This window comes from Streptomyces sp. H27-H1, from assembly GCF_026627445.1.
Taxonomy (GTDB): Bacteria; Actinomycetota; Actinomycetes; order Streptomycetales; family Streptomycetaceae; genus Streptomyces.
Window position 1 is genome coordinate 1 of sequence record NZ_JAPNLJ010000030.1, and the last position, 11553, is coordinate 11553.

13 protein-coding genes are annotated in these 11553 nt (G+C 73.6%); 7 read left to right on the forward strand and 6 right to left on the reverse strand.

What is annotated here, in order from left to right; translation table 11 throughout:
• Positions 1-89: 89 nt before the first annotated feature.
• Both OTB20_RS27535 and OTB20_RS27540 read right to left on the reverse strand, forming a co-directional pair.
• Positions 90-1193, reverse strand: a complete 1104-nt coding sequence (locus OTB20_RS27535; RefSeq protein ID WP_267821491.1) for a PHP domain-containing protein — start codon at positions 1191-1193, stop codon at positions 90-92.
• Between the two features lie 94 nt (positions 1194-1287).
• Positions 1288-2535: a hypothetical protein gene (locus OTB20_RS27540; protein ID WP_267821493.1), complete on the reverse strand. Its 1248-nt coding sequence runs from the start codon at positions 2533-2535 to the stop codon at positions 1288-1290.
• Positions 2536-2719: 184 nt separating this feature from the next.
• On the opposite strand from OTB20_RS27540, the gene OTB20_RS27545 reads away from it, so the two are divergent.
• From OTB20_RS27545 to OTB20_RS27555, 3 genes are read left to right on the forward strand one after another with little or no spacing between them, the layout of a single operon-like run.
• Complete coding sequence (locus OTB20_RS27545; RefSeq protein WP_267821494.1) at positions 2720-3232, forward strand: mycothiol transferase; 513 nt, start codon at positions 2720-2722, stop codon at positions 3230-3232.
• Complete coding sequence (locus OTB20_RS27550) at positions 3232-4977, forward strand: carboxylesterase/lipase family protein (RefSeq protein ID WP_267821496.1); 1746 nt, start codon at positions 3232-3234, stop codon at positions 4975-4977. The genes OTB20_RS27545 and OTB20_RS27550 overlap by 1 nt, the downstream gene beginning before the upstream one ends.
• Positions 4974-6116 carry a serine hydrolase domain-containing protein gene (locus tag OTB20_RS27555; RefSeq protein ID WP_267821498.1) on the forward strand — a complete coding sequence of 381 codons (1143 nt, stop codon included), beginning with the start codon at positions 4974-4976 and terminating at the stop codon, positions 6114-6116. The genes OTB20_RS27550 and OTB20_RS27555 overlap by 4 nt, the downstream gene beginning before the upstream one ends.
• 66 nt (positions 6117-6182) lie before the next feature.
• Here the strand turns inward: OTB20_RS27555 and OTB20_RS27560 are convergent, their stop codons facing one another.
• Positions 6183-7706, reverse strand: a complete 1524-nt coding sequence (locus OTB20_RS27560) for an MFS transporter (RefSeq protein ID WP_267821500.1) — start codon at positions 7704-7706, stop codon at positions 6183-6185.
• A gap of 56 nt (positions 7707-7762) precedes the next feature.
• The gene (locus OTB20_RS27565) at positions 7763-8320 is read right to left on the reverse strand and encodes a TetR/AcrR family transcriptional regulator (protein ID WP_267821503.1); all 558 of its coding nucleotides are present in this window, start codon (positions 8318-8320) and stop codon (positions 7763-7765) included.
• A gap of 110 nt (positions 8321-8430) precedes the next feature.
• Between OTB20_RS27565 and OTB20_RS27570 the strand changes: the two genes are divergently transcribed.
• Together OTB20_RS27570 and OTB20_RS27575 are read left to right on the forward strand one after the other, a co-directional pair.
• Positions 8431-8616, forward strand: a complete 186-nt coding sequence (locus tag OTB20_RS27570) for a DUF6126 family protein (RefSeq protein ID WP_267821506.1) — start codon at positions 8431-8433, stop codon at positions 8614-8616.
• A 75-nt stretch (positions 8617-8691) separates the two neighbouring features.
• Complete coding sequence (locus OTB20_RS27575; RefSeq protein ID WP_420716498.1) at positions 8692-9252, forward strand: DinB family protein; 561 nt, start codon at positions 8692-8694, stop codon at positions 9250-9252.
• 79 nt (positions 9253-9331) lie between these two features.
• Here the strand turns inward: OTB20_RS27575 and OTB20_RS27580 are convergent, their stop codons facing one another.
• A complete protein-coding gene (locus OTB20_RS27580; RefSeq protein ID WP_267821510.1) occupies positions 9332-9493 on the reverse strand; it encodes a hypothetical protein in 162 nt (53 codons plus the stop codon).
• Between the two features lie 201 nt (positions 9494-9694).
• Between OTB20_RS27580 and OTB20_RS27585 the strand changes: the two genes are divergently transcribed.
• The gene (locus tag OTB20_RS27585) at positions 9695-10237 is read left to right on the forward strand and encodes a DapH/DapD/GlmU-related protein (protein ID WP_267821512.1); all 543 of its coding nucleotides are present in this window, start codon (positions 9695-9697) and stop codon (positions 10235-10237) included.
• Positions 10238-10568: 331 nt separating this feature from the next.
• Here OTB20_RS27585 and OTB20_RS27590 read toward each other — a convergent pair whose 3' ends face one another.
• The gene (locus OTB20_RS27590) at positions 10569-10829 is read right to left on the reverse strand and encodes a DUF6158 family protein (protein ID WP_267821514.1); all 261 of its coding nucleotides are present in this window, start codon (positions 10827-10829) and stop codon (positions 10569-10571) included.
• A gap of 112 nt (positions 10830-10941) precedes the next feature.
• Between OTB20_RS27590 and OTB20_RS27595 the strand changes: the two genes are divergently transcribed.
• The gene (locus OTB20_RS27595) at positions 10942-11535 is read left to right on the forward strand and encodes a TetR/AcrR family transcriptional regulator (RefSeq protein WP_267821516.1); all 594 of its coding nucleotides are present in this window, start codon (positions 10942-10944) and stop codon (positions 11533-11535) included.
• The last annotated feature ends 18 nt before the right edge of the window (positions 11536-11553 follow it).

An 11553-nucleotide genomic window follows, 5' to 3' on the forward strand; every position in this document is an offset into this window, starting at 1 on the left:
GGCTCGATCAGAGTCCACTGCTCGTCGGTGAGATCGCCTCGCGCCATGACTGATGGCCTATCAAGACCGGGCCTCCACGCGCAGGCGATCTACCGAACTCGCGATCCGGACTCCAGACAGGACCTAGGGGTCTGCCGAGGCTTCTGCGTCTGCCGGGTCCGCGGCGGCCGGCGGGTCCGGGTCCAGTCGAGGAGGTCGGCCTCGGACCAGGTGTTGACGATGCGGTCGGCCGTCACCCCGCATTCCAGGGCGCGTTCGCAGCCCGGGATCTGCCAGTCGAGCTGGCCCGGGGCGTGGGCGTCGGTGTCGATCGCGAAGAGGGTGCCCGCCGCCACGGCGAGCCGCAGCAGACGGCGCGGCGGGTCGAGCCGCTCGGGCCGGCTGTTGATCTCGACGGCGGCGCCCGACTCGGCACAGGCCGCGAAGACGGCCTCGGCGTCGAACTCCGACTCCGGCCGGGTGCGGCCCGTCACCAGCCGCCCGGTGCAGTGGCCGAGGACGTCGAGGTGCGGGTTGCGTACCGCGGCGACCATCCGCCGGGTCATGGCGGGGGCGTCCATCCGGAGCTTGGAGTGGACGGAGCCGACCACCAGGTCCACCTCGGCGAGGAGTTCCGGTTCCTGGTCCAGCGAGCCGTCGGGGAGGATGTCGCACTCGATGCCGGTGAGCAGCCGGAACGGGGCCCAGGTCGCGTTGAGTTCGGCGACCGTCCGCAGTTGTTCGCGCAGCCGCTCCGGGGAGAGTCCCCGGGCGACGGTCAGGCGCGGCGAGTGGTCGGTGAGCACCGCCCAGTCGTGCCCGAGTGCGGCCGCGGCCCGGCCCATCGCCTCGATGGGGCTGCCGCCGTCCGACCAGTCGGAGTGCATGTGGCAGTCGCCGCGCAGGGCGGCGCGCAGGGCCAGGGCCTCAGGGCTGGGCGGCGGGCCTTCGGGGTGGGCCGCGACCTTGTCCTCCAGGCCCCGCAAGTACGCGGGGATCGCTCCGCCGAGGGCTTCGCGGATCACCTGGGCGGTTTTCGGGCCGATGCCCTTGACCGCTTCGAGGGTTCCCGCTCCGACCCGTTCGGCCAGCTCGCCCTCGCCCATCCGGCCGACGGCGGCCGCGGCCGTACGGAAGGCCTTGACGCGGTAGGTCGGTTCCTGGGCGCGTTCCAGGAGGAAGGCGATCCGGTCCAGCGCGGCCACCGGGTCCATTGCGTGCTCCCTCCGTGGAACTCCGGCGCGGGGAAAGGGGAAAGCGGCGGAGAGGGGGCCCGGGTCGGCGACCCGGGCCCCCTCTCCGCCCGGGTCAGGCGCCGTCCGCCGGCTCGGCCGCCGGACGGAACTGCAGGGCCAGGCCGGCGAGTACGGCGCCGGCCGCCGCGCTCAGCACCACCGTGGTGCCCGCCCAGTCCACGGAGCCGCCGACCGCGCCGCCGAGCGGGTCGAACCCGGCGGCGCCGCCGACCACGTGGAGCACGGCCACGCCCAGCGCGACCACCGCGGCGGCCCGCCACGCGCCGGCCGTGTCCCGTAGCGCCAGCAGCGCGCCGGCGGTCAGGCAGAGCAGGGTGACGGCCAGGGCGACCAGGCCCCCGGGGGCGCCGGAGGTCAGACCCGCCAGATCGCCGGGCACGTGCAGCCCACCGCAGAGGAGCAGTGCGAGCGCCACCGGCCAGCGCAGTATGTGGCGCAGCGAGCCGCTCCACGACCGTGCCGTGCCTCGGGCCGGGGCCTGCGCCGGGGCCGGAGCCTGTGGCGCGGGCGGGTGTGCGGCCGTCCGTACCCGTTCCGCCGGCTCGGGGTGGCCGTGCGCGGGCTGTTCGCCGGAGCCGAGGATGCTGACGAGCAGGGCCACGTCCTCGATGGGCCGGCCGAGGGCGGCGGCCCGCAGCGTGATGTCGGTTTCGACCACCTCGTGCGGGGGCTCGCCCAGCAGCGTCACCATCTCGCGCACTTCGTGGACCGGCCGGGCCACGGCGGCCGCGCGCAGCGCCGTGTGCCCAGGGTTGGGGACTTGTCCGGAGTCCTTGAGGAGGCTCACCAGATCGGCGACTTCCCGGACGGAGCGACCGGTGGCGGCGGTCTCCAGGAGTGTGCGCGCGGGGGCCGCGGCGGGCCGGTGGGCCGGGTCCTGGCCGGGTGCGGCCACTGCCTCGGGTCCGGCTTGGGGACCGGCCGGCGGACCGGCTCGGTACCCGGCCCCGGGGCGGGTCCGGGGTCCGGCCTCGTACTCGGCCTCTGGACGGGCCTCGGGACCGGCCTGGTACTCGGCCTCTGGACGGGCCTCGGGACCGGCCTGGTACTCGACTTCTGGACGGGCCTGGGAACCCGCCTGGTACTCGACCTCTGGACGGGCCTCGGGACGGGTCTGAGAACCGGCCTCGGGACGGGGGGCCTGGGGTCCGGCCTGGGCCGCCGGAGCGGTCCCGGACTCCGGCTCGGGGCCGGAGGCGAGGGCGTCCGCATCGGGGACCGGGTGCCGGACGTCCGTGGTGTCGGGGAGCCCGCGCGGTTCTTCGTAATCCGTCGCGGCGAGCGTGATCGGGTCATTCATGGAAAGCTCCGTTCGCCGACGCGCGGGTCTACACATCGCACGCCGGTCATCGTGCGTCATGGGAAGCGCACGCTTTGTTACATTCAGCGGCACCCGGATCCGCTGCGCCATTCGGGGCGGGCAAACGGGGGTCCCCCGCAGCGCCGCGGGCCCGGTCGGCACCTGCCGTGGGCATGGTGGGGGCATGAAGGGTACGGAGGTACTGGCCGACGCGTTCGGCCGGATCCAGGGCGTGGTGCACGAGGCCGTCGAGGGCCTGGAGCCCGAACAGCTGAACGCGCGGATCGACCCCGGCGCGAACTCGATCGCCTGGCTCGTCTGGCACCTGACCCGGATCCAGGACGATCACGTGGCGGACGCCGCCGGCCGGCAACAGGTCTGGCACGCGCAGGGGTGGGACGAACGGTTCGGGCTCGAGCTGCCTCCCGGGTCGACCGGGTACGGGCACACCGCCCGCGAGGCCGGCGCCGTCCGGGTCGGCTCGGGCGAGCTCCTGCTGGGATACCACGACGCCGTCCACGCGCAGACGGGCCGGTTCCTTCGGGGGCTGTCCGCCGCCGACCTGGACCGGGTGGTCGACGAACAGTGGGACCCGCCGGTGACCCTCGGGGTACGGCTGGTCAGCGTGATCGGCGACGACCTCCAGCACGCGGGGCAGGCGGCCTTCGCCCGGGGCGTGCTGACGAGGGGCCGCTGATGGCCTCCCGGAGAGCGCTGCTGCTGGCCCTGCTCCTCCTCGCCGCCAGGCCGGCGGCCACCGCAGGCCCGCTCGCCGGGGCCGCAGCCGCCGCCCCCGGAGCGGGGGCCGGCTCCCCCGCCGGCTCCCCCGCCGGGGCCCGGGCCGCCCGGCACGGAGCCGGACCCGACGCGGGCCCCGGCGAGCGGCCCGTGGTGGAGACCGATCGGGGTGCGGTGCGCGGCCGGGAGGCCGCCGGGTACCGCACCTTCGAGGGGATCCCCTACGCCGCCCCGCCGACCGGGCCGCTGCGCTGGACGCTTCCGGAGCCCGCCGCGCGCTGGACGGGCGTACGGGACGCCGGCGCGCCCGGGGCCCGTTGCGTGCAGCTGCCCGCGGTGGGGCCGGGCGCTCCGAGCGGCTCGGAGGACTGCCTGTTCCTCAACGTCACGGCCCCGAGGGCGGCGGCAGCCACCGGCACTCCGCCCGCCGCCGGGCCGCCCCGGCCGGTCATGGTCTGGTTCCACGGTGGCGGGTTCATGAACGGCGCCGGGGATCTGTACCGGCCGGGCCGGCTGGCGTCGGCGGGCGGGGTCGTGGTCGTCACGGTCAACTACCGGCTCGGCGTCTTCGGGCTGTTCGGGCATCCCGCGCTCGGCGGTGCCCCCGATTTCGCGCTCGCCGACCAGCAGGCGGCCCTGCGCTGGGTGCGGGCGAACGCCGCCCGCTTCGGCGGCGATCCCGGCAACGTCACCGTGTTCGGCGAGTCCGCCGGCGGTCTGAGCGTGTGCCTGCACCTGACGTCTCCCGCCTCGGCCGGGCTGTTCCACCGGGCGATCGTGCAGAGCGGCTCCTGCTCGCTCAGCGTCCCCCCGCACTCGTGGCTCCCCACGATGGGCGCCTACGAGCCGTTCGCGGCGGAGCGCCGCACCGTGGCCGAGGGAACCGCCGCGGCGGCCCGGCTCGGCTGCGGCCGGTCCCCGCAGGGCGCGTCGGACGCGGAGGTCCTGCGGTGCCTGCGCGGCCTGCCGCCCGGCGCGCTGGCGACGCCCGAGCTCATGATGCTCTTCTCCCCGGTTTCCTACGGCACCCCGTTGCTGCCCACCGAGCCCCGACGGGCCCTGGAACGCGGGGAGTTCCACCGGGTCCCGGTGGTGCAGGGCTCGGCCCGCGACGAGATGCGGATCTTCCTCGGGCAGACCCTGGCCGCCTACCCGGTTCCCGACCCGCAGGCCTACCGGTCCCGGCTGCGCGCCGCGTTCGGGGCGCGGGCCGGCCTCGTCGAGGCCGCCTATCCGGTGTCGGCCCATCCGACGCCCGCGCTGGCCTTCGCCGCCGTGCTGTCGGACGCCTCCTTCGTCTGCCCGCAGCTGCGGGACAGCCGTTCGCTGGCGCGGCACGTGCCGACGTACGACTACGGGTTCGACGACCGGCAGGCGCCGGACTTCACCGGGCTGCCGCCCGTGCCGGGTTTCCCGTACGGGGCCTCGCACGGCTTCGAACTGCCGTACCTCTTCGACACCGGACTCCCGTTGAGCGCCGCGCAGCGGGTCCTCGCGGAGCGGATGACCGGCTACTGGACCCGGTTCGCGGCGACCGGCGACCCGAACGGTCCCAGGGCGGCGCCCTGGTGGCCGCGCTCCCCCGCCGTACTGTCCCTGGCGCCGGGAACCGCGGGCGGCATCCGCCCTGTGGACGCGGCGGCCCGGCACCACTGCGGGCTGTGGGACTCCGTAGCAGAACCTCTCGAAAGGGCGGGCTCGTGACCGGTTTGACCGACATCCTTCAGCCGTACGTGGACGACGGCACCCTCCCGGGGGCGGTGGCCCTGGTGGACCGGGGCGACGGCCGTGAGCCCGAGGTGGCCGCCGTGGGCGGCGCCGACGTCCGGGGTGAGGCCCCGATGGTCCGTGACTCGATCTTCCGGATCGCCTCTCTCACCAAACCGGTCACTGCCGCGGCCGTCATGATGCTGGTGGAGGACGGCCGGTTGGCACTCACCGACACGGTCGCGCCCTGGCTGCCGGAGATCGCCGAACCGATGGTCGTACGGACTCCCGCGAGCCCGCTCGACGACGTGGTCCCCGCGACGCGACCGGTGACGGTCGAGGACCTCATGACCTTCCGCGCGGGGTGGGGATTCTCCTCGGACTTCTCGCTCCCGGCGCTCGCACCGCTCCTCGGCGAGCTGCGACAGGGGCCGCCGCGGCCGCAGGACGTCGCCGGCCCCGACGAGTGGATGGCGACCCTGGGCCGGATTCCCATGCTGCACCAGCCGGGCGGGGCCTGGCTGTACAACACCTGCTCGGACGTCTTGGGAGTGCTGATCGCCCGGGTGGCGGGGTGCTCGCTGCCTGAGTTCCTGGCGGAGCGGATCTTCGAGCCACTGGGCATGGCCGACACCGGTTTCACCGTGCCGGCGGGGCAGTCGGGCCGGTTCACGCACTCCTACCGGGCCGGCGCGGACGGGGGCCTGGACCTCGTGGACGCCCCCGACGGGCAGTGGAGCGCCATGCCCGCCTTCCCTTCCGGCGCGGGCGGGCTGGTCTCCACGGCGGACGACTACCACCGCTTCGCCCGGATGCTGCTCGACGAGGACGGCCCGCTGCTCACGGATGGTTCGGTGCGGCGGATGACCACCGACCAGCTGACCCCGGCCCAGCGGGCCGGCGCCGAACTGTTCCTGCAGGGCCAGGGCTGGGGGTTCGGCGGTTCGGTCGACGTCACGGCGGCCGACCCGTGGAACGTGCCGGGCCGCTACGGCTGGATCGGCGGCACCGGCACCGCAGCCCACATCGTCCCCTCGACGGGGGCCGTCACCATCCTGTTGACCCAGCGGGAGCTGGCAGGCCCGTCGCCCTACCCGGAGCCGATGCGCGCGGTGTGGGCGTACGCGGCCTCGTAGCGGCCGGCGTCGGGCTACCGCCCGGCCTGCGGGTACCGCCCGGGGCGGTACCCGCAGGCCGCGCCGTCAGTGGTTCTCGGTCGGCCGGAGGTCGCGCGGGATCAGCGTCCAGGTGGTCGCCGCGGCGACCAACGCGAGGGCGCCGGCCATCAGGAACGCCGGGGTGATCGCGAGGGTGTAGGCCTGCGAGGCGGCCTCGAGCAGGGTCCGGCCGACGCCGCCGCCGAGCTGCTCGGCGGTGTGGGCGGCCTCGCCCACGGAGTCCCGTACGGCGGCCAGCGTGCCGGAGTCCAGGTCCAGGGCCGGGAGGTTGCCCCGGTAGAGCGCGGCGGCGGTGGAGCCGAGGATGGCGACGCCCATGGCCGAGCCCAGTTCGTAGCAGGTCTCCTCGATGGCGGCGGCGCTGGAGACCTGGTCCGCCGGGGCCGTGGAGATGAGGGTCACCGAGGCGACGGTGGTGGCGATGCCCGCGCCCAGACCCATGATCGTCAGGGCCACGGCGAAGGCGGGGTAGCCGAGGCCGGTGAACTGCTGGAGGGTCCAGGGCAGGGCCATGCCCGCGGCGAGGACCACCAGGCCGCCGCCGAGCACGTGCCGGATCGCGAAGCGCTGCATGAGGGTCGGGGCGACCATCGAGGCGCAGATCAGCGCGAGCGGGGCGGGCAGCAGCCGCAGGCCCGCCTCCAGCGGCGTGTATCCCTGGCCGTACTGGAACCACTGGGTGACCAGGAAGAGGATCGCGCCCATGCCCACCATGGGCAGGAAGATCGCGGTGGCGGCGACGCTGAAGGCGGGCTTGGTGAAGAGCCGGACCTGGAGCAGCGGGTTGTCCACGCGCAGCTGACGGCGGACGAACAGGGTCAACGCGACGCCGGCGAGGACGAGCAGCGCCCAGGGCAGCGGGTCGGCGACTCCGCTCTTGCCGAGCTGCTTGATGCCGCCCGCGAGGGCGAGCATGCCGACGATCGACTGGCCGACGCCCCACCAGTCCCACTTGCCGGTGGAGCGCGGGGAGCGGGATTCGGGGAGGTAGCGCAGGCCGGCCGCGACGATGAGCGCGGTGACGGGGAGGTTGAGGAGGAAGGCGGAGTGCCAGCCGTAGTCCTGGACGAGCAGGCCGCCGACGACGGGGCCGAAGGCCATGCCGCCGCCGAACACGGCGGCCCAGACGGCGAGGGCGAAGGCGCGTTCCTTGGCGTCGGTGAAGACGCCGCGCAGGATCGACAGGGTGGAGGGCATGATCGCGGCGCCGCCGACCCCGAGGAGGGCGCGGGCCGCGATGACGTGCCAGGCCTCGGTGGACAGGACGGCGACGACCGAGGCGAGGGCGAAGATCCCGAAGCCCGCCATGAGCAGCCGCTTGCGGCCCCAGCGGTCGCCGAGGGCGCCGGCGGTCACCAGCAGTCCGGAGAGGGCGAGGGCGTAGATGTCGATGATCCACAGCTGCTGTACGGCGCCCGGCTGGAGGTCGCCGACGAGCGAGGGGAAGGCCACGTTGAGGATCGTGGTGTCCATCGAGATGAGCAGGAGGCTGCCGGAGAGGATCGCGAGCACGATCCATCGGCGCGGGTCCTGCGTGGGGGTGTGCATGGGGGTTCCGTTCACGGTCGTATCACGGTCGCGGTCGTACGCGGGAGGGTGCGGGGTCAGGCCGCCGGTGCGGGCCGGGTTCCGCTGAGGAAGGAGGCGAGGACGAGCCGGCCGATGTCGCGGCGGGCGAGGTGGCCGTCGCGGACGCCCTCGGCGGCGGCGTCGAGCAGCCCCCACAGCGAGTACCAGATCCAGTACGCGGGCAGGTCGACGCGGAGTCGGCCGAGGCGCTGGCCGAGGGCCAGGAAGGCGAGGGCCCGCTGGTCCTGGCGCTGGATCCCGGCCCGGAACTCGGGGTCGGCGAGCACCGTGGCGTCGCGGGAGGTGAACCCGTACAGGTGCGCGGCGGGCAGCAGCCCGGTGACGAGCCGCTCCAGCGCGGCGTCGAACTCGGCTGCGCCGGCGGTCCCGGGCAGGTCGGCGGGGGCGAGGCATCCGTCGACCACGTCGATGGCCCGGACGGCGACGGCTTTGAGGAGCGCCTCGCGGGTGGCGTAGCGGCGGCTGAGCGTGGCGCGGCTGGTGCCGATGCCCGCGGCGATGTGCGCCATCGAGGCGCTGTGGTCGCCGGCGAGTACGCGTGCGGCACCGTCCAGCAGCTCTTCATCGTTCATCACGCGATCCTCCTTCGTATCAAACGATACAAATTTGTCTCACATGAAGCAAATCTGATCCACGCCGGACAGCGTGCGCCCGTCCGCAGGTACGCCCGTACGCTGTTCGCGTGACGACGGACGAGCACGAGAACGAGGACTCCGAGCGGGCGCGCTCCGCCGCCGCGGCGGCGAAGTACGAGAAGTGGAAGGAGAACGGCGTGCTGCTGCGCGCGTTCTTCTACATCGCCGGCACGCACCTCTTCCCCGGCTTCGTCTGGCTGCTGTTCATGCTGGGCCAGCACGCCGAGAAGTAGCCGCCCGGCCCCCGGCCCGCAAAGCCGCCGGAACTCGGTGGCGGGCCCGGCCGGTCACGGACGACCATGGGCCGCATGAGCGACGAAACCGAGCGATGGACCAAGGCCACCGTCTACGCCGACATGTGGACCGATCCGGCCGATGATCCCCGCGAAAGCGAAGGAGCCGGACCCGAGGGCGAGCCGGCGACGCTGCAGGACTACCTGGCGAGCTACCGCCTGACCCTGCGGATGAAGTGCGAGGGCCTGGACCCGGAACAGCTGGCCCGCCGGTCCGTCCCGCCGTCCACGATGTCCCTGCTCGGCCTGGTCCGGCACCTCGCCGAGGTGGAACGGGACTGGCGCGGCTGGATCGGCGACGCCGACCCGCTGCCGAAGCTGTACGGCGCGCGCGACGCGGACTTCCACGGAGCCGTCGCCGAACAGGCCGTCGTCGACGCCGCGTACCGCGACCTGGAGCGCGAACAAGCCGAGACCGACGCCGCGCTGGCCGCGCACCCGGACCTGGGCGAGCGCGTGGGCAAGGACGACATCTCGATCAGGGAACTCCTGGTCCACCGCATCGAGGAGTACGCCCGCCACTGCGGCCACGCCGACCTGCTGCGCGAGTGCGTGGACGGCAGGGTGGGCCAGTAGCGAGCCCGCCGCCCCCGGAAAGCCCTCCGGGTGGCGGCGGACCCTGCACCACCCGATGACACCCGGACGCCCGACGCGGTCAGTAGCGGACCTCTATCGCCTCGTACCCCCTGGGCCCGGCGGTGACGAGTGCGGGAACGAGCGCGTGCAGGTACCAGGCCAGGTCGGTGAACTCCGGTGCGGTGGAGATGCGGCGGCGGTTGATGGTGGGGACGAAGGAGACGCCCGTGCGACCGGGCATGAACATGAGCATGCCGCGTCTCTGGATTCCCACGGGGCCCTCCGGGCAGGGTGAGTAGTCCCCCGCATACTCGCCCTTGGGTGGGGGCCGCCGAAACCCTTTTTTTCGGCACGGCCCCCGCGCCGCCGGGTGTCCGGCCTCGGTGCTGTTAGAGGTTGAGTTGGCCCTGTCCAGTCACCGGTTCACAGAAAGGATCGCGGCATGTCCAGCGACCGTCTCATGCGCATCCACAGCGCCGAGTTCCAGGCCATGGCCGAGAGGGTCCTGCGGGTCACCGAGCTCACCTCCCGCCTGAACCTCCTGCCCTTCGAAGACGAAGCGGGCAAGGCGGAACTGTTCGAACAGATCCTTGGCAAGCCACTGCCACCGAGAGTCACGATCTACCCGCCCTTCTACACGGACCATGGCCTGAACCTCGACCTCGCCGAGCGCGTCTTCATCAACCAGAACTGCACGTTCCTGGACTATGCGGGCATCCGGCTCGGCGAGCGCGTGATGATCGGACCGAAGGTCACGTTCATCACCAGCGGCCACCCGGTTGATCCCGGGGAGCGGCGGCTGTACCTCACCGGCGCACCCATCGACGTGGCGGAGAACGTGTGGATCGGTGCCGGTGCCACGATCCTGCCCGGCGTCACCATTGGCCGTGACGCCGTGGTTGCCGCCGGCGCGGTCGTGGCCGATGACGTTCCACCGGCCAGTTTGGTGACCGGCAGCAAGGCAACCGTGCACCGGAAGTGGTGACGGCCTCTTCCGGGCCACGCCGAGCCCGATCGCGGGCAGCCATACACCACATCGGAAGCCTGGAGTCTCTCCCCGAAACCACTGGCTCCGGTCCAGGGGGCAAGAGACCCTCCGCTCGCTCACCGACTCCTTGGATCGACCATCTAGTGCTGTGACCGGAAAGGTTCACCGCGTCGCGGCGCCCGGCACGGCACCTCTCCCCCAGCTACCGCTGGGAGGTGCCCCCTGCGTTGTCGGACCACGCCGGTACGTCCAGTACGGGTCGCGGTCCTCCGCCTTGCGATGCGCCGCACCGGACACCGCGACCCGGCAAACCTTTCCGGCCACAGCACTAGCCCTGCTCCTCCGTCCCCCCTCGGGCGCGTGCCCCCGAGCGGGTGCGGCCGGGGGTCTGGGCTCGGTCCGGGTGGCGGCGTACGTATTCGCGCTCCAGCTCTTCCATCCGCCGGGTGTGTGTGAGCAGCGCGTCCTGCGAGCCGTGCAGCAGGGTCTCGTGACGGGTGCGGTGGATGGCTTCGAGCTCCTTCATCAGGCGGCCCTCTTCCAGTCCGTCCGCCTTCGGCCCGGCCTCTCGGGCCTCGCGCTCCGCCATGGCAGGTCACCTCTCCCTCGGCCGGGCCGGGCGCCTCGCCCGGCCACGCTTTCCCATCATCCCCGAAGGGGAGGGATAGACACTGTCTACGGCCTCCTGGTAGACAGTGTCTATGCAACAGGACAGCGGGCTGCGCGAGCGGCTGATCGACGTCGGCGTGGAGCTCGTGACGACCGAGGGCAGCTCCGCGCTCGGGCTGCGGGAGATCGCCCGCCGCGCCGGGGTCTCGCACGGGGCGCCCCGGCGGTACTTCCCCACCCATCAGGCGCTGCTGTCCGCCATCGCCCGGCGCGGGTTCGAGGATCTTGGTGCCCGCTTCCCGGTCGGCCCCGCGGCCGACGGCCCGCGCGGGCAGGTGCGGGCGCTGGGGCACGCGTACGTCGGGTACGCGCTGGAGCACCGCGGGATGTTCGAGCTGATGTTCCGCCATGACCTGCTCGACGGCAGCGGGCAGGAACTGCCCCCGGGGTCCCGGCTCCGGGAGTTCACGCTGCCGCTGTTCGAACTGCTCGTCTCGCTGGTCGCCCGGTGCGACCCGGCGGGAGCGCCCCGGATCACCGCCGCCGCGCTCTGGGCCAATCTGCACGGCATGGCTCAGCTGTGGGCCTGGGGCAGTCTGCCGCTCGCCCTCGACGGCGACCCGGAGGCCTCCGTCGAACGGATCGTCGACGCAGCCCTCGACGCCCACCTTCCGAACCGCCCGTGAGGCCCCGTCTCGCGCTCT